The following is a 23,215-nucleotide window of genomic DNA, read 5'->3' on the forward strand; positions in this document are numbered from 1 at the left end:
CTTTGTCACAACAGAATGTTTACGAATTATGAAAAAGTTTATATTATCCGTTTCATTGTATTTGCTGTCTTTGGCAGCTTCTGCACAGTCGGAAGTGCCCACCGACACCATCCACGGCATATCTATGGATAATTACAAAGTATATGATGACGGCTTTATTCTGGATATGGGGATGAAGATAGCAACTCCCATGCGCCTGGTTCCTCCACAACTTACTTATGACGTCTACAGTATGGGAAACACCAAAGATTATTATAAACTGTTTCAGCTTAATCCGGATATCACTTACGGAAAAGAAAACGCGACCATATTCTCACGCGGATATTCCGGATTCGGGATGTATGGCTTTGGCGCTTATGGTTTCGGCGCTATGCCTCCTACTCTGCAAAGTGCTACCTTCAAGCTCAAAAACGGATGGAAAATAACGACCTACGGAGAATATGATGCGGATGGTAATAAGGTTAGAAACCCAAGTGCGTTACCGTGGGAAAAGAATAACTTTAACGGTGCTTTCGAGATGAAATCGGAGAATGGTAATTTCGGTATCCGCATAGAAGTACAAAGAGGAAGAACGACACCCTACTAATTATTTGCCGTTTTATTATAGGGGAGAAACGAACTCATCCCCTATAATAAAAAACAGTTTACAGTCTTCGCCAATTGAGGCTTAAGCTATTTAGCACCACACTAACCGAACTGCAAGCCATGGCAGCACTGGCAATCATCGGATTCAATAAAATGCCATACATCGGAAACAGGATACCTGCTGCAATAGGAATACCTATCAAATTGTATATAAATGCCCAGAAAAGATTCTGATGTATCAGTCTTACCGTTTTACGAGATAATTTAAACGCCTTTGGGAGCAACAGCAAATCTGAGGTCATCAATGTAACCATTGCCACATCCATTGCAATATCCGTACCCTTACCCATCGCAATGCTCACGTCGGCACGGGCCAACGCCTGCGAATCATTGATTCCATCACCGACCATGGCAACTACCCTACCCTCACGCTGCAATTCTTTAATCACATTTTCTTTATCATCCGGCAAAGCTTCGGCTATGAAAAGGTTGGCATTAATTTCTCCTGCCACATTTTGTGCAGTCAGATGTCCGTCACCTGTCAGCAATACAACATATTTGCCTTCTGCCTGCATCTGCTTCACTGCCTGGATAGATGTCGGCTTCACCTTATCACTTATAGCAATGACAGCCAATAATGTGTCCCCCTCGCCAAAGTAAACCAGACTCTTGCCACTACGCTCGTATTCCTCCACCATACCTTTAAGTAGGTCGGACACTTCCGCACCGAAATCATTTAACAAACGATGACTACCTGCCCAGTATGTTTTACCTCCTCGAGTCACAACAATGCCACGTCCTGTACGGCTTTCAAAAGAATCTATAATAGCGGGCTTATTGCCATCCTTCTTCAATTCCTCTACAATGGCAAGTGCCAACGGATGTTCGGATTTCAATTCTGCTGCATACAAAATACCTTTATGTTCGTTTACCCAACCGGCATCATGTAACCAACCGGTCACTGCCGGACGACCTTCTGTTACAGTTCCGGTCTTGTCAAGTACCACCGTATCCACCTTTCGCAGCTGCTCCAGTGCCACAGCATCTTTAATCAGAATATGAGCTTCGGCTCCTTTACCTATACCAACCATCAAAGCAGTAGGTGTAGCTAATCCCAAAGCACACGGACAGGCAATAACCAATACAGAGACGGCTGAAAGCATTGCATAAGAGAAATCATCCACACCACCCACTATCATCCAAACGGAAAAAGTAAGAATGGCTATAGCCAACACCGTCGGCACGAAAACAGCCGTAACCTTATCTACAATGCGCTGTACGGGAGCCTTTGAGCCTTGTGCTTCTTGCACCATACGGATAATCTGTGCCAATACCGTTTCTCTTCCCACCTTCTCTGCACTCATGACAAAAGCACCATTTTGATTTATCGTACCGGCAAGCACTTTATCATTCAACTTTTTCTCTACTGGAATAGGTTCACCGCTTATCATACTCTCATCTATAAAAGTATCTCCTTCTACAATAAGTCCGTCCACCGGAACACATTCTCCCGGACGTACACTTACTTTATCGCCCTTCTTTAATTCGGAAATAAGAATATCCTCCTCTTTGCCATCGCGCAAAATGCGGGCCGTCTTCGGTTGCAGGCCCATTAATTTACGAATCGCCGTAGAAGTTTTTCCTTTTGCTTTTTCCTCCATCAACTTCCCTACAAGTACAAAGGCAATAATCACCGTTGCTGCTTCATAATATACGTGAGGCTCCAGTCCTCGTTCAAACCAGAACTCAGGATAAATTGTATTGAATAAACTAAACAAAAAGGCAATAGAAGTACTCAGTGCCACTAAAGTATCCATATTACTGGTAAACTGTTTAGCCTGCTTCCATGCATTAACATAGAAAGTACGTCCGGAATAAAGTAATACAGGCAACGATAACACAAGCATCCACCAATTTATGCCCGGAGCATCCATAAAAAACATTCCCATAAAAGCCACCGGCAGAGCAAATATCCATGCCACTAGAGTTTTTCGCTTTAGTTGCGCATAATAGGAATGCTCCGCTTCTTCCTGTTCCTCCACAGAGTTGTCTTCATCAATTATCAAATCGAAACCTATCTTCATCACAGCATCTTTCAACTGTTCCGGCGAAACGACATCAGAATTGAAACCCACAGTCAGAGAAGCAGCAGCCAGATTGACTGATGCCTCTTCCACTCCTTCTTGTTTCTTTACTATTTTCTCTACATTATTAGCACACGCCGCACAATGCATCCCCGTGACGGGATATACTTTTTTAGTAATCTTGCTCATATATCTTTTTCTTTATTTGCTTATCTATTATTTAACGGACAAATTTAGGAAAAAGTTCATGCAACTCAGTTGCTAAAAGACGAATATATTTTCGTTTTTTAAGAGGACAATTCGCGAAGTTATCCTATATTTGTGGAGAAAGTTTGGATATAGAACTCGAATTAATTAACAAAAAGACATGAAAAGACGAAATATAATGACGTCTGTTATGGCAACCTATCTTGTCTCCTGCTTTTTATTGTCAGGATGTAACGGACAAAAACAAATGGATAGTAATACAGTGGAATATATAAATTTGAAAGAGGATGTGCATTTGGAAGATAATACAACCTCTCCTGCCTGTAAAATGACTATTGATTACGCTTATTTAGCAGAAGACAATAGCAATGACACCATTGCACACAGAATTAACCATACTGTTCAGTCCACTATTTTAGGAAAGAAGTATGCCGAAATGGAACCGCAGGCTGCTGTAGACTCTTTTAAGAATGTTTATGTACGCGAATACCGTAACGGTGTAGCGGATTTATATGAGGAAGATATCAAAAACGGTACTTCGAAAGATGAACTCCCTTCATGGTACAATTATGAATACAGCCTGACCACTCAATTCAAAGACGGCAAAGAGGGTATCCTGAATTATACCGCTGTTACTTTCGAATATTCAGGAGGCGCACACCCCAACCAATGGGAAAACTGGCTGAACTTTGACAAGAATACCGGCAAACGACTGACACTGAAAGACGTATTCATGGCAGGTTCAGAAGTTCCGATGAGCAAAATGTTGCTGGAAAAACTGATTGAAGAAATGGCAACAAGACTGGATAATAACAAAATCCAATCCTTGGAAGATTTACAAAATGAAGGAATACTGAACTCAACCAATATATATGTACCCGATAATTTCTTATTGGAGAAAGACGAAGCATCGTTCTTATACAACAAATATGATATTGCCCCGTATGCAGTGGGAACCATCGTCCTTTCACTGCCCTATACAGAAATAGAAAAGTACATGATACATCAACCCAACAACTAAGAAACAGAATGGAATTAATTTTAAAATACTTTCCCCATCTCACAGAGAAGCAAAAAGAACAGTTTGCTGCCCTGTATGATTTATATACTGACTGGAACAGTAAAATCAACGTGATTTCACGTAAAGACATTACTAACCTTTACGAACACCACGTGCTCCATTCGTTAGGCATCGCCAAAGTGATAAATTTCACTCCCGGTACCCGCATCATGGACCTCGGGACGGGTGGTGGCTTTCCGGGCATTCCTTTGGCAATTCTCTTTCCCGAAACTAAATTTCACTTAATAGACAGTATTGGAAAAAAAGTAAAAGTAGCGACCGAAGTAGCCGATGCTATCGGACTGACCAATGTCACCTTTCGTCATTGCCGTGCCGAAGAAGAAAAAGAAAAATTCGATTTCGTCGTAAGCCGCGCTGTTATGCCTTTAGGAGATTTAATAAAAATAATTCGCAAAAATATCTCACAAGAACAACACAATGCCCTCCCCAACGGACTTATTTGCTTGAAAGGAGGAGAATTGGAACAGGAAACAATGCCTGTAAAGCATAAGACTGTTATTTACGACTTGAAAGATGAGTTCTGCGAAGACTTTTTCGAAACTAAAAAAGTAGTTTACGTAACCATCAACGGTTAAATTATATAGATTGAAGCACCATGAAAATAAAGAGATTCGAGTTTAATATGTTTCCGGTAAACTGCTACGTATTATCGGACGAAACCAAAGAAGCGGTAATCATCGATGCCGGCTGTTTTTATGAAGAAGAAAAGCAGGCTTTAAAGAAATATATTGATGATAACGGACTTAACGTGAAACATCTGCTGAACACACATCTGCATCTGGACCATATTTTTGGTAATTCTTTTCTGCTGAAAGAATACGGTTTAAAAGCAGAAGCCAACCAAGCAGACGAATTTTGGCTGAACCAAGCAGACGCGCAGGCACGAATGTTTGGTTTCCAATTGCCCGAACCAACCGTTCCGCTGGGAAAATATGTATGCGACGGAGATATCATTACCTTCGGAAACACCAAGCTGGAAGCAATTCATGTCCCCGGACACTCTCCCGGTAGTATCGTTTATTATTGCAAAGAAGAAAGCTGTCTGTTTAGCGGTGATGTTTTGTTTCAGGGAAGTATCGGCCGCGCAGACCTCACAGGAGGAAACTTCGACGAACTGCGCGAACATATTTGCAGCCGTTTATTTGTTCTGCCCGGTGACACAATAGTTTATCCCGGACATGGAGACCCGACCACTATCGGTGCCGAAAAGAGAAACAATCCTTTTTTCAGATAAAATAAACATAAACCCTGCTGTTTCAATTTATTATGAATCCCGACAACAAGCCCGGAATCATCTGTAAGCAGCAGATACGATATTAAAAATATAAACCTATTATTAAACCATGAAAACAGATTTATTAGCCGACCGACATATCGGCATTCAGGAAGCTGACCTTCCCGCTATGTTGGAAAAAATAGGCGTAAAAAGCCTTGATGAACTGATTAACAAGACCATTCCGTCCAAGATTCGTTTGAAAGAGCCATTGGCATTGGAAACTCCGATGACCGAACGCGAATTTGCCGAACATATTGCAGGACTGGCCTCTCTAAACAAGATTTACACCTCTTACATCGGTATGGGCTGGTATGATACCATCACTCCCGCCGTTATTCAACGTAATGTGTTTGAAAATCCGGCATGGTACACCTCTTACACTCCTTATCAAACAGAAGTCTCGCAAGGACGTCTAGAAGCATTACTCAACTTCCAGACCGTAATTTCCGACCTCACGGCGATGCCTCTTGCCAACTGCTCTTTGTTGGATGAAGCCACCGCAGCGGCAGAAGCCGCAACCATGATGTACGGACTTCGCAGCCGCGACCAACAAAAGAAAGGTGCTAATGTATTGTTCGTAGACGAGAGTATTTTCCCACAGAACTTGGCGGTTATCCAAACGCGCGTTATTCCGCAAGGGATGGAAATCAAAGTAGGCAGTTACAAAGAACTGGAGTTTACTCCTGAAATATTTGCCTGCATCCTTCAATATCCGAATGCCAGCGGCAGCGTAGAAGATTATCGTGAGTTTGTAGAAAAAGCTCACGCTGCCAATTCTAAAGTAGCGGTAGATGCAGATATCCTAAGCCTTGCCCTACTCCTGCCTCCAGGCGAATGGGGAGCAGACATTGTGTTCGGAAGCACCCAGCGATTAGGTATTCCTTTATTCTATGGTGGCCCGTCAGCAGCATATTTTGCCACACGTGACGAATATAAACGCAATATGCCGGGACGCATCATCGGTCTGTCTAAAGATAAATACGGCAAAGTTTGTTATCGTATGGCTTTACAGACCCGTGAACAACACATCAAACGTGAAAAAGCAACTTCCAACATCTGTACAGCACAGGCTTTGCTTGCTACAATGGCAGGTTTCTATGCGGTATATCACGGACAAGAAGGCATCAAGAACATTGCCAAGCGCATCCACAGTATCACTACCTGGCTGAACAAAGCCCTGGCACGTCTAGGCTACATACAGCACAATGAAATATTTTTCGACACCTTGCGTTTCAGCCTGCCCGACCATGTATCGGCACAAAAGCTCCGCACGATTGCATTGAGCAAAGAAGTGAACTTGTGTTACTACGACAATGGCGACGTAGGCTTCAGCATCGATGAAACAACAGATTTGAAAGATGTCAATCTTCTACTCTCCATCTTCTCTATTGCTGCCGAAGAAACCATGCAGGAAGTAACCGACATCCCCGAAGCATCCTCACTGAACCGCGACTTACGCCGCCGCACTTCATTCCTGACACATGAAGTATTCAACAAGTACCACACCGAAACAGAAATGATGCGTTACATCAAACGTCTGGAACGCAAAGATATCTCTTTGGCACATTCCATGATTTCACTCGGCTCATGTACCATGAAACTAAATGCCGCTTCAGAAATGCTTCCACTGAGTAACTTGGGATGGATGGCTATTCACCCATTAGTACCTGAAGACCAAGCAAAAGGATATCAGACACTAATCAATAACTTAAGCGAGCAATTAAAAGTGATTACCGGATTTGCGGGAGTCACTCTCCAACCTAACTCGGGTGCTGCAGGCGAATATACCGGTCTGCGTGTCATCCGCGCTTATCTGGACAGCATTGGCCAAGGCCACCGTAACAAGATATTGATTCCTGCTTCTGCCCACGGAACAAACCCGGCATCGGCTGTACAATGCGGTTACACTACCGTCACTTGTGCTTGCGATGAGAAAGGTAATGTAGATGTAGAAGATTTGCGTGCCAAGGCTGAAGAGCACAAAGACGAGCTGGCAGCATTGATGATTACTTATCCATCCACTCACGGAATATTTGAACCTGAGATAGCCGAGATTTGTAAAATTATCCATAAGTGCGGTGCACAAGTATATATGGATGGGGCCAATATGAATGCACAGGTTGGTTTAACTAATCCGGGCACTATCGGTGCAGACGTCTGCCATCTTAACTTGCATAAAACCTTCGCCAGTCCTCATGGTGGTGGCGGCCCCGGTGTAGGTCCTGTTTGTGTAGCCGAACATCTGGTTCCGTTCCTTCCGGGACATTCCATTTTCGGAAACAGTTCCAATGAAGTTTCCTCTGCTCCTTATGGCAGCGCAGGTATCCTGCCAATCACATACGGGTATATCTGTATGATGGGCGCCGAAGGATTGACACGTGCTACCAAAACCGCTATTCTGAGTGCTAACTATCTGGCTGCATGTTTCAAAGATACTTATGGCATTGTCTACACAGGTGCTACAGGGTTTGTAGGACACGAAATGATTTTGGACTGCCGTTATCTGCATGAAGAAGCAGGTATCAGCGAAAATGATATTGCCAAACGTCTGATGGATTACGGTTATCATGCACCTACCCTGTCTTTCCCCGTACACGGTACGTTAATGATTGAACCTACCGAGAGTGAAAGTCTTTGGGAATTGGATAACTTTGTGAATGTGATGCAGACCATCTGGCAGGAAATTCAGGAAGTGAAAGAGGGCAAAGCGGACAAGGAAGATAATGTATTGCTCAATGCTCCCCATCCCGAATACGAAGTAGTTGCCAATGAATGGAACCACAGCTACAGTCGCGAAAAAGCTGCTTATCCTATCGAAACAGTACGTGAAAACAAGTTCTGGATTAATGTAGCGAGAGTAGATAATACATTGGGCGACCGCAAACTGTTGCCGACACGCTACGGAAAGTTTGAATAAGTCCGTAACAGCATCATAATAATAGAATCCCGAATATTCATTGTTAAAATGTGAATATTCGGGATTTGTTTTTGAGTACTCAGGACTCATGTCTGAAAATGGACCACATTGTTTTCTTGGTGATTTAAATATCATATCACAAACGAAGGGAAGAGTAAGCCTTTTCTTAGGGTCAGCCAAGGTCTTTTAAACGGAAGATTATTACAGTCTGCGGCAATGGACTGTACAGTCTACTGCAATGGACTGTACGGTCCACTGCAACGGACTATACAGTCCGCTGCCGGAGACTGTAGTAATCCGACTAATGGACAGGCATAATCGAAAGGACGAAAACGCTTAGGCCGGCTAATGAAACGGCTTAGGGAGTTCAACACTTGATATTCCCATAATAAAGAGATATGGAGATGAAAGGATTTCGTTCTGAGCTTAGAGGAGTAAGTGACTCAAAATTTTATGTCGTTTGATATTCGGATAGAGATACGGAGAAGAGACAAAACACGGACTTTTGCAGCTGACCCATTTTAAGTGCTATCGGCATTGAAAAAGCATTGCACGAATTGATGACGGATTGCACGAAACAATAAAGGTATCGTATTCCGCATCAATCCGTGCAATCTGTACTAAAAGAAGATAAACCAGCGTTTGGTTATCCATGATGATGGGCACATTCGTGCTCTCCTTCGGCATCATGGTGATGACAACCTTCGCCCGAGTCTTTTATCTCGCCTTTCAGATAAGCATTTGCCACATCAAGAACAGCTCCCGAGCAACCTCTTATCACCTTTATATGATGATTGGTTAGTACATTCAAGGCTCCTTGCCCCATATTTCCTGCTAGCATCACGCTCACTCCCATCTCCTCCAGTTGACCGGCTATATTCGATTTACATCCGCATCCTTCGGGAGAAGGCAACGTTTCGCAGCTCAGTATCTCATGATTTTGTCCAATCGTCAGAATGGTATAAAACTCACAATGACCGAAATGGTTGTCTACGACATTATTTCTGGTAGGAATTGCAATTTTAGTCATAACCATATTTTTATTACTTTAAGAATCAAAATAAGAATTAAAAGACACAGAGAAAGGGATTATGACAACCCCTCTATTTCTCCGTTTACAATATCAATATGCAGTGCTTGCGGCTCTTTCGGCAAGCCCGGCATACGCATGATTTCTCCGGCAATGACAACCAGCATCTCAGCTCCGGCATTCATCACAATATCCTGCACATGGAACTCAAAGCCCTCCACTGCACCATAAAGTTTAGGGTCGGTAGAAAATGAATACTGTGTTTTCGCAATGCAAATGGGGAAATGAGCATATCCCAGTTCTCCGATATGTTTCAACTTCTTGCGGGCAGCAGCACTGTAAGTGATAATATCCGCACCATAAAGATGAGCTGCCACTTTTGAAATCTTTGTTTCTACACTGTCTTCATTATCATAAGCAAAATGCAACGGCTCCGAAGGCTGTTCATCAATAGTCCTTACAACAAGTTCCGCCAGCTCCACGGCCCCCTCTCCACCTTGAGTGAAAGCATTGTTGACAGCAAAACCGACACCTTCTTTCGCACAATGGGTACGTAGAAAATCTATTTCCTCCTGAGTATCATCACCGTAACGGTTGAAGGCAACAATCACTGTCTGTCCGAAGGACCGCAAATTACGCAAATGTTTGTCCATATTGGCAATGCCCTGTTGCAAAGCTTCCAAATTGGGTTCCTTGATTTTGTCTTGGGCTACACCGCCATGCATCTTCAAGGCACGTGCCGTAACGACAAGCACCGTCAGTTTCGGAGCAATTCCGGCTTTGCGGCATTTAATGTCATAGAACTTCTCTGCACCGAGGTCGGCACCAAAGCCGGCTTCCGTAATAGTATAATCACCAAAGGTCATCGCCATCTTAGTTGCAAGGATAGAATTGCATCCGTGGGCAATATTGGCAAACGGGCCTCCGTGTACAAAAGCAGCCGTATGCTCGGTGGTCTGCACCAAATTAGGTGAAAGAGCATCTTTCAAAAGCACCGTGATTGCTCCCGCCACCCCTAAGTCTTTCACTGTGAAAGGCTTGTTATCGTATGTAAAGCCAAGCAGGATATTTTCAATACGACGGCGAAGATCATCTTCATCATTGGCAAGACAGAGAATCGCCATTATCTCTGATGCCGGAGTAATATCAAAACCCGACTCCTGAGTGATGCCGTTCGTTTTCGGCCCCAAACCGGTAACGATATAACGCAAAGAGCGGTCGTTGACGTCCAGTACTCTCTTCCACAACACTTCCTTCAAGCCGAAACCATTGTCGCGATTCTGATAAAGATAATTATCAAGCAAGGCAGAAATCATGTTGTGAGCAGAGGTTATTGCATGAAAGTCTCCCGTAAAATGAAGATTGATTTTATCCATAGGCAAGACTTGGGCATATCCTCCTCCGGCTGCTCCGCCTTTCATACCGAAACAAGGCCCCAATGAAGGTTCGCGCAAAGCAACGATGGCCTTCTTGCCAATCTTGTTCAACCCCAACGCCAACCCGATGGAGACGGTTGTTTTTCCGATACCGGCTTTGGTCGGAGTGATGGCAGTAACTAGAATCAGGTTATTCTTTTGTACCTTTTCCTCATCAATCTGGTTTTCGTCTACTTTGGCTATATATCGGCCATAATTACTAATGTGCTCAACAGGAATTCCGGTTTCGCGGGCTATCTGTTTAATCTTTGTCAGCTCAATGCTGCGTGCTATTTCAATATCCGATTTCATTTTTTTTATTTTAGGCGGCAAAGGTAATATAAATTGGTTACTTTTCAACTCTATTTTCGATTAAATCAAAGAGCGGAATACTATTAAACAGATAATCATGCCTTTTTGTTTTATCTTTATGTTTGCTTCCACCATTCCACAGACGTAAAATAACATTCCAACCAAATAGGAAAAGTACATGCATCTGTTATTCATTCCAACGGATGGTTAATATTTTCAGCTACAATTTGTCCGTCCAGCAATTGGATAACACGGTGTGCATACATCGCATCCCGTTGAGAATGGGTAACAATGACGATAGTAGTTCCTTGGTGGTTTAATTCGCTCAATAACTCCATTACTTCTATACCGTTCACCGAATCCAGATTTCCAGTAGGTTCATCGGCGAGAAGCAATTTACAATCCGTCACTACGGCACGAGCAATAGCTACACGTTGTTGCTGTCCACCAGACAGTTGCTGGGGATAATGGTTGACACGATGCAATAAGTTCACTTTTTCGAGAACTTTGTTTACTTTTTCTTTGCGTTTCCCGGCTTTAACCCCCATATAAATAAGGGGCAACTCCACGTTCTCATACACAGTGAGTTCGTCAATCAGGTTAAAACTCTGGAAAATAAAACCGAGATTGCCTTTCCGAAGAGCGGTAAGCTGGTTCTCGTTCATTTTCTCCACTTGCCTTCCCTCAAAAGAGTAAGAGCCGGAAGTGGGCGAATCAAGTGTACCCAAAATATTCAGCAGTGTTGACTTACCGCATCCCGAAGGCCCCATTATGGCAACAAATTCCCCTTGTTCTACCTGCAAAGTAACTTCGTTCAATGCCTTTGTCTGTACTTCTTCGGTAGTGAAGAGTTTTGTCAGTTTTTCAGTTTTAATCATAATCAGTTCAATATTTATTTGTTATTCATATTTCAAAATACGCATCGGCTTCAGGCGGATTATGCGCCACACTTGTTGAAAGACGGTAAGAAACGCAGTCAACATCAGCAACATGAAAGTAACTGCATATATCCACCAGGACAACGAAATGTGGAAAGCATATGTTTCCAACCAGCCGTCCATCAACACCGCTGATACAGGAATGCCGATGGCAGATGACAATACAATGAGTAGCATCAGTTCCTTAGTCAAGACAAAAAACAGACTGCTTTTATTGGCGCCAAGTACTTTACGGATACCCACTTCTTTCAAGCGCGACAAGGTTGAAAACAGTGTTACGACCCACAATCCGAGACAGGCAACAAACACAGTAAGTAAAGAAGCACAAGCAAATATCCAACCGAAATTACGGTCTGATTTATATAGGAAAGTGCTCAAATCATTCAAAAAGAAATAAGAGAATAAAGAAGTCGGAAAGTATTCACGATACAGCTGCCCAATTTCTGTCAAAGCACTATCTTCTCTTTCACCTGTCAGGCGGATTGAAATATAAGGAGTTGCAATAAACGGTACCCGTTCTTTCATAAAGAAGATAATGGGTTTGTATGCCACAGAAAGTGACTGCTGGTAATAGTTTCTCACCACCCCGATAATTTCAAGCGGATCAGGCACCACCTCCATTTTAACCTGTTGTCCCAATGCAGCTTCGGGCGATTCATAGCCTAACAGTCTAACAGCTTCCTCGTTGAGCACTATCCGGTTGAAATCACCACCAAAATCCTCAGAAAAATACCGCCCACATATCAGATCGGGCATATAGGCAAGCAGATAATCATAATCTACGGCAAACATCTGTATCAGTTTCACCTGCGAAGGATCGCTTCCATAGGGGCGATTGGTGAAGTAATTTGCCACCTCTACCCCAGGAACAGCCCCCGAAACAGTAACATGGCTTACATCCGCCCGCTGCTTCAGACGCTTGGTGAAACTTTCCATACGCAGTGCCAACCCCTCAGTAAATGAAGGATACTTAATGACCAACATATGTGAATGGAAACCAACAGAAGCCTCACTTTGCATATAACGAACCTGTCGGACTACTGTAAACATGCCGGCAATCAGGACAAAAGAAATCAGAAATTGAACCACAATCAGCACTTTCCTTATCCGGTTGCCGCGTTTGCCATGCAATAGTTTCCCCCTCATAATCTCTGACGGACGTATAGTAACCATCAGCCACGAAGGATAGAGCCCTACGACAAACGTACCGATAACAACAATTCCGGCTACAATCCCCCAAAAAGCGGGTAACATAAATATATCCGTCCCGAAGTTTTGCCCTGCCCAACGATAAACAAAAGGTAAAAGAAGTTCCAACCAACCAAAGGCTATCAGTGTAGCCAACAGATTCATAAAACCTGATTCAAAAAGCCCCTGGATGATAATCTGACGGCGCGAAGCGCCAAAAACCTTGCATAATCCGAACTCACGCCCGCGTTCCAGAAAACGCGCCACCGTCAGGTTCAAGGCATTTGCCCAGCCTATCAGTAGCAGGGCAACAGACATCACCGACAGGATAAAAACGGCAGCCCGACTCCCTTTCACTTCTTTCTCGTAGGCTTTTTGCGGAGTAAGGTGAATGTCCTCCAGCGGTATCAGTTCCACCGCCCAAGTCTTATGTTTCAGCGCATCGGTTTTATACTTATCGGATATGTTGAGGAAAGCCTCTTCGATCTCTGCCAGACGCTTTCCAGATATCAAGCGGACATAAGTATAAACCCCATGGATGTACCAAATGTCCTGCCGTTCTTTAGGAATCGTACTATATGAAAGTAAAAAATCGTATTGCAAATGAGAACGGACGGGCATATCCGCTATTACACCGGTTACTTCAAAATTTTGCTGCGATGAGGACGTACTGAAAGTCAATACTTTACCTATCGGATCTTCACCACCGAAATAGCGTTTTGCCGCACTTTCGGTCAGCACTATCGTATTAGGGCGTACCAATTGTCCGGCCTTATCTCCTTTGATTATCGGAAAATTGAATATTTCAAAAAAAGCAGGTTCGGTATAACAGTAATGTCCTTCGGCAAACCTCCTATCGAAATAATTCACCACTTGTTCGCGGTCTTGTGCCGTCACACGGACATACTTATCAATGCCGGCAATCTCGCGCTCCATTGTGGGCGCATGCCCGTAAGCTGTAGTCGCCCAATTATCTGTAAGCGTTTCGCCTTCATACAACCGACTTTCAACACGATATACACGCTCGGTATTGTGAAATGAATCGTAACTCAACTCCGACCATACATAAAGTATGATGAGCAGTGCTGTTGCAATACAAACAGACAATCCCATTATGTTTACCAGTACTAAAGATTTCTTAACTCGCTGGCCACGTATCACTTGCGAAAAGTAATTAATCATATTACAGACTTATTTTAATATTAATTTTTCATTATTACCAAACAATTCATATCCGGAAACAATCACCCGTTCCCCAGGTTTCAGTCCTTCAGTAACCTCATAGTATTGTGGGTTCTGCCGTCCGATACGGATAGGATGGCGAACAGCAAATTTACCACTTTCATCGACAACATACACCCATCGGCCTCCAGTTATCTGAAAAAAACCACCACGAGGAATCAGGACAGCCTTCACCGGATCACCCAACTGAAGATTGACATGATAAGTCTGCCCGGCACGGATATTCTCCGGGCGTCCTGTAGTAAAACGAAAATCAGTACGAAACTGCCCCTCTTTCACCTCTGGATATACTTTAGTCACTTCTAGTTTATAATTTTCACCGTCACGTGTGAAGTCGGCCGGCAACTTCTGAACCACTCGTTCTACATAATGTTCGTCAATCAATGCCTGTACTTTCAAGTCAGCAGTGATGATTTGCCCTATATGCTCGCCTGCCGCAATGGACTGCCCTATTTGGGCTTCAAGGTTTCCTACCTGCCCATCTATCGGTGCTTTTACCTTCAGATTCTCCAGCCGTTCACGCACCAAGGCAAGACTGCGTTTCATATTCAGTATATTCTCGTCAAGACTGGCGATCTGGGTCAAACGGAACAGGCTGTCCTGCCGGATGCGTTCGTCTAGTATAAGCAGTTGCTCACGAGCCGCCTCATATTCCTCGGTTGCCAACCGATAATCTTCACGAGCTATCAGTTGTTCTTCCAGCAAACGCTTGTATTGTTCGTAGCGTCGCCTTTTTGTAAGGAACTCTTTATGTATGCCGATACGTTCCTGTTTCAACCTCAGTCGTTCCTGTTCCATACTGATACGAGTATTTCGAAGCTCATTTTCCTGATAAGCAAGATCAGCTTCACTTTGCATGATGCCAATGTTAAGCAACGGATTGCTTAAACGAAGGATAGCATCCCCTTTTTTCACCATGGCCCCCTCCTCAAAAAGACGTTCCTCCACCCTTCCCCCTTCAATGGCATCCAGATAAATCATGCGACTGGGAAGTACCTGGCCGATGACACGGATATAGTCATTAAACTCACCTTCCTTGATAGTGACAATAGTTATCCGGTTCTTTTCCACTGCCATGGAAGAGCTGGTATCGCGAAAAAATAAATAAAGAATTAGTACTATTAAAAAAACGATGCCCACCCCACCGTAAATTTGTTTTGAGGTAAACCTTTTCTTGTGTTCTATTTGTGTATCCATATATTATTTTTATTAAAAACTTCCTGTCTGATAATAACTGGCCAAGCGCAAAGCCAACTCATACTGCAACCTTGCTCGCACTTGTTCTGCTTTTGCCGAAAGTAAACGATTGCGTGACTCCATCAACTGGAAGACCGAAACAAGCCCCTCCTCCCATTTACGTTCCATCTCTTTCAATACTTGTGTTTCGGTCTGTACTTGCAGCATAGCCTGCCGATGCTCCTCCAATCCTGCATGCAACGACAAAACAACTTGCTCCGTCCCAGTGCGCAAGTTATTTTTTTCCGCCTCAATACGATTACGCACACGTAATACGTTATTTTTTTTCTTTTTCAAAGAAGCGTAACGATCTAAACCGATAAATAAAGGGAACGAAACTCCCACACCTATATATTTATTCCAATGGTCGTGTATCTGGTGCAAGGAAAATAAAGAATTATAAAAATCAGACCCCCACGAAAAACGGGCATAAATAGTAGGACTGAGCTGTCCAAAAGCCACAGCCAACTCCTTACGCGCAGCCCGTTCCCACATTTCCATCTTCTTATAATCTGGCAATACGCGTGTGGACTGCAAATAGAGTTCTTCAGCATTTATCACAGGCAATGCCACCACACTATCTTTATCCGCACACACTACAGCTAATTCTTCGGACGCTTTCATCCCTATCAGGTCTTTTAAATAGAGAAGCGACATCTTCCGGTTCTTTGCATACGAACTGTAACGGGACACATCTCCCTGATAACGTGCTTTCACTTCTTGAAGATCGGAGGCAGACCGTAAGCCTAATGCCAAAAACATCTCGGTCTGCTTTAAATAGCGTTCGCCCAAATGTAATTGCTCTTCGGCCAACTGCAAAAGTTTTTCATCCAATATCACTTTATAATAAGCCTCAACCACTTGATAAGCCAACTCATTCTGTTTAGCCAGACGGCTCCACTCTTTTTCCTTTTGCACCAAACGGGTAAAGCGCAAACGGTTAATCCGCGTAAACCCTTCAAATAAAGAGAGGGTAACATCCATACCTATTGTTCCTTTGTTGTAAGAATCAGAAGTATACCTGTTAGTTCCAGGATCAATAGAACGGCCTATATGCCTGCCCACTTCTGCCTGTAAAGATACACTGGGCATAAACTTTCCCATAGCCGCCACATAATCTGTATGGGCTTCTTGCACCTCTATTTGTGTGTTTTTAAATTCGGGATTATGCCTCCAAGCATAGTGTATGCAATCATCTAACGTAGTCTGCCCACCTGCCGGCAAAACCAATCCGGACAATATATACGCAATTATCATTTTGTTTTTCATACTGTTTTTACTTTGATGGATACAGTAAAGCAAATGGTATGCCATAAACACCAAGCTATTAATTATCAACGATATACAAAATTGGAATTATCGGACACCGTCCATTTTTTAGACGGTACCGCGTCCAACTCATGGACACTCCCATTCCCTACAACCAGAACAAAGCTCGGTCATGGACAAACTTTTACAATGTATTTTAGGCCATAAATACCGACACTTCACTATGAAAGACTGAATTTAGAGGAGAAACTATTAAATAATCCTCCAAAAACGTCCAATTATTAGACACCTCATTTGCAGGAACAGGCAAAAGCAAATATCTTTATCCCCGAAAGCAAATTAATGATGGAAAAAGGAACTATTTTAATTGTAGACGATAATAAAGGAGTACTGGCTTCACTGGAACTTTTATTAGAAACAGAGTTCTGCGAAATTAAAACAGCCAGTAATCCTAACCAAATCATATCCATACTCAATACTTCGCCAATAGATGTCATCATTCTCGACATGAACTTTTCCGCTGGCATCAATAATGGCAACGAAGGCTTGTATTGGCTTAAACGCATCCGCGAAATCGCCCCTACCCTTCCTGTTGTAATGCTCACTGCCTACGGAGATGTGGAATTGGCCGTCAAAGCACTGAAGAATGAAGCCACCGACTTTTTACTGAAACCTTGGGATAATCAAACCCTTGTACGCAAAATAAAAGAAGCATTCGGCAACAGAAAGAAAAACAAAACTCCTTCCTCTATCCTAAACCATAAGCCACAAATGATTGTCGGACAATCGCCCGCCATGCAACAACTCATGAAAATGGTTATCAAAGTAGCACGCACTGATGCCAATATTCTTATCACCGGCGAAAACGGAACCGGAAAAGAAATGCTGGCACGCGAAATCCACCATCTTTCTTCCCGCCGGGAACAAGAGATGGTAACAATCGACATGGGAGCCATCAGTGAGTCACTGTTTGAAAGTGAACTTTTCGGGCACGAACGAGGAGCTTTTACCAATGCTTACGAAAGTCGCCCCGGAAAATTCGAGGCAGCTTCGGGAAGCACTCTCTTTATGGACGAAATCGGTAACTTGCCTTTAGGAATGCAAGCAAAATTGTTAACGGCATTACAAAACAGAAATATCACACGGATAGGTAGCAACAAAGTGATTCCCGTAGACATACGACTGATTTCAGCTACCAACCTTAATATTCAGGAGAGGATAGAATCCGGCCGCTTCCGTGAAGATTTGTTATACAGGCTGAATACCATCCATTTAGAACTTCCCCCTTTACGAGAACGCGGGAATGATATACTTTTATTTATAGATTACTTCATCCGCCGTTATGCCAACAAATACGAACGAAAAGACATTTCTTTGCATGAAAACGCATTAGAAAAGCTCCGTTCCTATCATTGGCCTGGTAACATCCGCGAGTTGCAACATTCCATTGAAAAAGCTATTATTCTATGTGAAGGCAACATAATCCGCCCCAAAGATATTTTTGTGAAACAGACATGGAGCCCCCAACTATCTACGGTTGTCCCCAACTTGGAAGAAGTGGAACGGCAAGCCATTGAAACAGCTATCCGGCAAAATGATGGTAACCTGACAGCAACGGCCGAGCAACTGGGTATCAGCCGCCAGACACTCTACAATAAAATTAAACGATTCAAACTCTGAGCTATTATGTCCTTCAGCCGTCATCTCTACACCGTCATCCTTTGTTATGTCCTTTTGATTTTAGGCGTAGCCGGAACTGGGTTGGTATTGGTCATCACCCACACCGGAATTATTATAGGATGCTTATTGATAACCATTTCCTTCTTTATAATCGGAGCCCTCGTAAAACGACTAAACAAATCTAATGCCAAACTCAGGCTCTTCTTCAATGCCATAGAAGACAAAGAAAACATGATACAGTTCAACGAGTATTCCGAGGACAAGGAGATGAATGCGCTCAGCCATTCTCTCAACCGCATAAACGAACTACTTGCCACTGCCAAATCCGACAGTCGAAAACAAGAAAAATTCTACTATTCTTTATTGGAAGAGATCCCAAGTGGTGTCATTGCATGGAATTCTGAAGGAAAAATCATACTGGCAAACAGTATGGCACTCTTGCTTTTAGGGTTTGAACAACTGATTTTCGTCCGCCAATTAAAACAGCGTTATCCCGAAATAAGAGACTTCCTTCAACAAAATAAGATACAAAAACCAGCTGTCATACATTCCATTGGCAAACGTCAGCTTTCGCTTTCCCTAAACTACATGAAACTGGAGTCGGAAACCATAACCCTGCTTGCCATCAAAGACATCAGCAATGAGTTGAGTGAGAAAGAAAGTGAATCATGGAGCAAACTAACACGCGTACTCACCCATGAAATCATGAATACCATAGCCCCCATTGTATCACTGGCACAAACACTTTCTGCCCGTCCCCAAACCGATGAAAAAATAACACGAGGCCTGAATGTAATACGTGAGCAAAGCGAACGATTAATGGAATTTACAGAATCTTACCGCCATCTTTCTTGTCTTCCTGAGCCTGTAAAAGAAACATTCTCGCTGACAACTGCACTTCATAACCTGGGGATACTCTTACAATCAGATTTCGAAATGGCACACATTCGGTTCACCCTGCGTAGCACTCCAAACGACATAACGGTTGAAGGAGACGAAAAACAACTTTCACAGGTTTTTCTGAACCTCCTTAAAAACAGCATCCAAGCCCTGGAAGGAGAAACTGAAGGGGAAATAGAAATCAACCTGACCCAATGCGAAAAATTGCGCATTCATATAACGGACAATGGGAAAGGGATTCCTATTGGACTACAAGAGAAAATCTTTGTACCATTCTTCACCACAAAAACAGAAGGAATGGGAATCGGCCTCAGCCTGTGCCAACAAATCATTAAAAAGCATGAAGGCAATTTCTACTTACAGGAAAGCCAAAAAGGAAAAACAGTTTTTGTCATAGAATGGCCGGATTCCCCCTGAAAACAAACTTCTAATATCATTAGATACCACTTTCTCCGATAACAGTTTTCACTCAAAGTATGGACAGGTATGTAATGCCCGCCCATACAAAAAAACTATTTTTTTACCCTCAGTTCATATAGGTCATGACGACGATCACGCAAATTACGCACACTGCCATAAGTATGCAATTCGTTCAGCAAGTCTAAATCTACATCCGATACAAGAATCATTTCTGTGTTCGGAGTAGCTTCCGCCCGTTTACCATCCGTCGGAAAAGCAAAATCACACGGAGTAAATACCCCCGATTGTGCATACTGAATGTCCATATTATGCACACGCGGCAAATTGCCCACGCTACCTGCAATAGCGACAAAGCACTCATTCTCAATGGCACGCGCCTGCGCACAGACACGAACGCGTGAGTAACCATTTTGTGTATCCGTAAGGAAAGGCACAAATAGAATCTGCATACCCTGATCTGCCATAATACGTGACAATTCGGGGAACTCTACGTCATAACAAATCAAAATACCAATTTTGGCACAGTCTGTATCAAATGTCTTAACCATCTTGCCTCCTGTCAATCCCCAGCTTTTTATCTCATCTGGAGTGACATGCACCTTCTCATACATTTCATAGGTTCCGTCACGCCTCACGAGGAAACCAACATTATACAGTCCTCCGTCCTCCTTGACATAAGGCATACTGCCCGTGATGATATTAATATTATAACTGATAGCCAGATTAATGAAGCGGTCGCGAACTTCTTCCGTATATTGCGCCAGTCCGCGGATACTCTGCGCCTCGCCCAGATGGTTGAATTTTGCCATCAACGGTGCATTGAAATATTCGGGAAAGAGGACGAAATCACTCTTGTAATCAGATACCGCATCGACAAAAAACTCTACCTGTTCAAAGACATCATCCAACGTCTTGTAAGGTCGCATCTGCCATTGCACCAAACCTACCCTGACGGTAGTTTTCCTGTCTACATAATCCTCTGTAGGTTCTTGATAATAAATGTTATCCCATTGCAGCAGGGTGGCGCAATGCTTTGATTCCTCATCATTGGGAAGATAATTCTTCATCACACGCCGAACATGGAAATCATTGGATAACTGGAAAGTAAGTACCGGATCATAAATTTCCCGAGAACGCACCTTTTCAATATATTCTTTTGGACGCATATCGTCGGCATACTTATAATAATTAGGGATACGCCCTCCAAACATAATTGCTTTAAGATTCAGCTTCTCGCACAACTCCTTACGGTATTCATACATACGTCGCGCCAAACGCAGCCCCCGATACTCCGGATGGATAAACACTTCTATGCCATAGAGGATATTGCCATCGGGCTTATGGGTGCAGAATGTTTCATTCCCCGTGACTTTAGCATAAGTGTGATCGCCTTTCACCATATCATAATCGACAATGATGGAGAGGGCACAACCCACTATTTTATCGTCTACTACTGTTACTACTTGCCCTTCGGGGAAAATCCCGATTAGCGTTTTAATTTGCTCATGTGTCCAGAAAACATCTTTATCCGCATAAACTCGTGTGAATGACTGTGATAACTGGGCATAATCTTCGATCTGTAAATTTCGGACCTCTACTTTGTTGATTTTGTGCATCGGTTCCATAACATTTCTTTTTATACCTTAAAATTGGAAGCAAAGTTATAAACAAAAAGACAAAAACCGATGAGAAACGGCTTTTATTTCTGTTTTTACTTAAATGTCGCCTACACCTAAATTATAATAAAGGAGTAAGTGAGGCATATCCCGACTATCTGAATTGGACTTCAACCTCCGGTCATCATATAAATTGGCTCGACAAACAGAACTCAGCCTACATATATTGATAGGGATTTAAAAACTTTTCATTACCTTTGGAGCGTTAACCCTATAACAAACAAAAAAACAAACAACATGCTATGAATAAAGAACTAGAAATGAATCCCAACCAATTGGTAGCTTTTATCGGTAAGCCTTGTGCTGAATTCACTAAGGCTGATATTATACGCTATATCCAAGAAAACGGTATCCGTATGGTTAACTTTATGTATCCTGCAGGAGACGGACGCCTGAAAACACTTAATTTTGTAATCAACAATCTTGGATATCTGGACGCCATTCTCACATGTGGCGAACGAGTAGACGGTTCCAGCCTGTTCCCTTTTATCGAAGCCGGAAGCAGTGACCTCTATGTAATTCCACGTTTCCGTACAGCTTTCCTTGATCCATTTGCCGAAATACCAACTCTGTCCATGCTTTGCTCTTTCTTTAATAAGGATGGCGAACCATTGGAAAGTTCTCCTGAACATACATTGCAGAAGGCATGCAAAGCTTTTACCGATGTCACCGATATGGAATTTCAAGCAATGGGGGAACTGGAATATTATGTAATTGCCCCCGATAGTGGAATGTTTCCGGCAACCGACCAAAAAGGATACCATGAATCAGCTCCCTATGCCAAATTCAATGATTTCCGCACACAATGCATGGCTTATATTGCACAAGCCGGCGGACAAATCAAATACGGTCATTCCGAAGTTGGTAATTTCACCCTGAACGGCATGATATACGAACAAAATGAAATTGAATTTCTGCCTGTACGGGCTGAAGATGCCGCCGACCAACTAATGATTGCCAAATGGATTATCCGTAATCTGGCTTATAAGAATGGTTATGATATTACTTTTGCACCGAAAATCACTACCGGCAAAGCCGGTTCGGGACTGCATATCCATATGCGTATTATGAAAGACGGACAAAATCAGATGCTACACAATGGTGTATTATCGGATATAGCTCGCAAGGCCATTGCCGGAATGATGGTTGCCGCCCCCTCGATTACAGCTTTTGGCAATACGAACCCGACTTCTTATTTCAGATTGGTTCCGCATCAGGAAGCTCCTACAAATATTTGCTGGGGTGACCGTAACCGTTCGGTTCTAGTCCGGGTACCTTTGGGATGGGCAGCAAAAACAGATATGTGCATGACTGCAAATCCTTTGGAAAGCCAAAGCAATTATGATACCACCCAAAAGCAAACAGTGGAAATGCGTTCACCGGACGGCTCGGCCGATCTCTATCAATTAATAGCCGGACTAGCCGTGGCTTGCCGACATGGTTTCGAGTTGGAGAATGCATTGGACATAGCAGAAAAGACTTATGTAAACGTAAATATTCACCAAAAGGAAAATGCAGACAAACTAAAAGCACTGGCACAGCTTCCCGACAGTTGTACCGCTTCTGCCGAGTGCCTGCAACAGCAGCGTGAGATATTTGAAAAATACAATGTATTCAGCCCGGCCATGATTGACGGAATTATCAGCAAACTGCAAAGTTACAACGATAGAACCCTGCGTAGCGAACTGAAAGACAACCCTGAAGCGATGTTGGCTTTAGTAAACAGATATTTCCATTGCGGATAAAATTTGCCTAACAA

15 protein-coding genes and 1 pseudogene are annotated in these 23,215 nt (G+C 43.1%); 8 read left to right on the plus strand and 8 right to left on the minus strand.

The window, feature by feature from the left end:
* Nucleotides 1-28 precede the first annotated feature (28 nt).
* Nucleotides 29-586, plus strand: coding sequence for a hypothetical protein (locus QYT14_RS07625; RefSeq protein WP_288324740.1), 558 nt, complete (start codon nucleotides 29-31; stop codon nucleotides 584-586).
* 58 nt (nucleotides 587-644) lie between these two features.
* Here QYT14_RS07625 and QYT14_RS07630 read toward each other — a convergent pair whose 3' ends face one another.
* The gene (locus QYT14_RS07630) at nucleotides 645-2,858 is read right to left on the minus strand and encodes a heavy metal translocating P-type ATPase (protein ID WP_288324739.1); all 2,214 of its coding nucleotides are present in this window, start codon (nucleotides 2,856-2,858) and stop codon (nucleotides 645-647) included.
* Nucleotides 2,859-3,036: 178 nt separating this feature from the next.
* Here QYT14_RS07630 and QYT14_RS07635 point away from each other — a divergent pair, with 178 nt between their 5' ends.
* The 4 genes from QYT14_RS07635 (at nucleotide 3,037) to gcvP (ending at nucleotide 8,150) form a co-directional block, all read left to right on the plus strand.
* Nucleotides 3,037-3,897 carry an RsiV family protein gene (locus tag QYT14_RS07635; RefSeq protein WP_237039302.1) on the plus strand — a complete coding sequence of 287 codons (861 nt, stop codon included), beginning with the start codon at nucleotides 3,037-3,039 and terminating at the stop codon, nucleotides 3,895-3,897.
* 8 nt (nucleotides 3,898-3,905) lie between these two features.
* A complete protein-coding gene (rsmG, locus tag QYT14_RS07640) occupies nucleotides 3,906-4,532 on the plus strand; it encodes a 16S rRNA (guanine(527)-N(7))-methyltransferase RsmG (RefSeq protein ID WP_288324737.1) in 627 nt (208 codons plus the stop codon).
* 20 nt (nucleotides 4,533-4,552) lie between these two features.
* Nucleotides 4,553-5,191, plus strand: a complete 639-nt coding sequence (locus QYT14_RS07645) for an MBL fold metallo-hydrolase (protein WP_288324736.1) — start codon at nucleotides 4,553-4,555, stop codon at nucleotides 5,189-5,191.
* Between the two features lie 109 nt (nucleotides 5,192-5,300).
* The gene (gcvP, locus tag QYT14_RS07650) at nucleotides 5,301-8,150 is read left to right on the plus strand and encodes an aminomethyl-transferring glycine dehydrogenase (protein WP_288324735.1); all 2,850 of its coding nucleotides are present in this window, start codon (nucleotides 5,301-5,303) and stop codon (nucleotides 8,148-8,150) included.
* A gap of 646 nt (nucleotides 8,151-8,796) precedes the next feature.
* Here gcvP and QYT14_RS07655 read toward each other — a convergent pair.
* From QYT14_RS07655 to QYT14_RS07680, 6 genes and pseudogenes are all read right to left on the minus strand, one after another.
* Nucleotides 8,797-9,195: pseudogene (locus tag QYT14_RS07655) on the minus strand (NifB/NifX family molybdenum-iron cluster-binding protein); the annotation flags it as partial.
* 44 nt (nucleotides 9,196-9,239) lie between these two features.
* The gene (locus QYT14_RS07660; RefSeq protein ID WP_288324733.1) at nucleotides 9,240-10,907 is read right to left on the minus strand and encodes a formate--tetrahydrofolate ligase; all 1,668 of its coding nucleotides are present in this window, start codon (nucleotides 10,905-10,907) and stop codon (nucleotides 9,240-9,242) included.
* A 191-nt stretch (nucleotides 10,908-11,098) separates the two neighbouring features.
* A complete protein-coding gene (locus QYT14_RS07665) occupies nucleotides 11,099-11,785 on the minus strand; it encodes an ABC transporter ATP-binding protein (RefSeq protein WP_288324732.1) in 687 nt (228 codons plus the stop codon).
* Nucleotides 11,786-11,806: 21 nt separating this feature from the next.
* Entirely contained in the window at nucleotides 11,807-14,212 is a 2,406-nt protein-coding gene (locus QYT14_RS07670) for an ABC transporter permease (RefSeq protein WP_288324806.1), read from the minus strand.
* A 12-nt stretch (nucleotides 14,213-14,224) separates the two neighbouring features.
* Nucleotides 14,225-15,472 (minus strand): efflux RND transporter periplasmic adaptor subunit, encoded by a 1,248-nt coding sequence (locus QYT14_RS07675; RefSeq protein ID WP_288324731.1) that lies wholly within the window; start codon nucleotides 15,470-15,472, stop codon nucleotides 14,225-14,227.
* 12 nt (nucleotides 15,473-15,484) lie between these two features.
* On the minus strand, nucleotides 15,485-16,780 hold the full coding sequence (locus QYT14_RS07680) for a TolC family protein (protein WP_288324730.1): 1,296 nt from the start codon (nucleotides 16,778-16,780) through the stop codon (nucleotides 15,485-15,487).
* A gap of 345 nt (nucleotides 16,781-17,125) precedes the next feature.
* Between QYT14_RS07680 and QYT14_RS07685 the strand changes: the two genes are divergently transcribed.
* Both QYT14_RS07685 and QYT14_RS07690 read left to right on the plus strand, forming a co-directional pair.
* Nucleotides 17,126-18,460: a sigma-54 dependent transcriptional regulator gene (locus QYT14_RS07685; RefSeq protein ID WP_288324805.1), complete on the plus strand. Its 1,335-nt coding sequence runs from the start codon at nucleotides 17,126-17,128 to the stop codon at nucleotides 18,458-18,460.
* Nucleotides 18,461-18,466: 6 nt separating this feature from the next.
* Entirely contained in the window at nucleotides 18,467-19,777 is a 1,311-nt protein-coding gene (locus tag QYT14_RS07690) for an ATP-binding protein (protein WP_288324729.1), read from the plus strand.
* 95 nt (nucleotides 19,778-19,872) lie between these two features.
* Here the strand turns inward: QYT14_RS07690 and QYT14_RS07695 are convergent, their stop codons facing one another.
* A complete protein-coding gene (locus QYT14_RS07695; RefSeq protein ID WP_288324728.1) occupies nucleotides 19,873-21,405 on the minus strand; it encodes a bifunctional GNAT family N-acetyltransferase/carbon-nitrogen hydrolase family protein in 1,533 nt (510 codons plus the stop codon).
* A gap of 293 nt (nucleotides 21,406-21,698) precedes the next feature.
* On the opposite strand from QYT14_RS07695, the gene QYT14_RS07700 reads away from it, so the two are divergent.
* Nucleotides 21,699-23,201: a glutamine synthetase family protein gene (locus tag QYT14_RS07700; protein WP_288324727.1), complete on the plus strand. Its 1,503-nt coding sequence runs from the start codon at nucleotides 21,699-21,701 to the stop codon at nucleotides 23,199-23,201.
* The last annotated feature ends 14 nt before the right edge of the window (nucleotides 23,202-23,215 follow it).

It is taken from the genome of uncultured Phocaeicola sp., assembly GCF_948499155.1.
Taxonomy (GTDB): domain Bacteria; phylum Bacteroidota; class Bacteroidia; order Bacteroidales; family Bacteroidaceae; genus Phocaeicola; species Phocaeicola faecalis.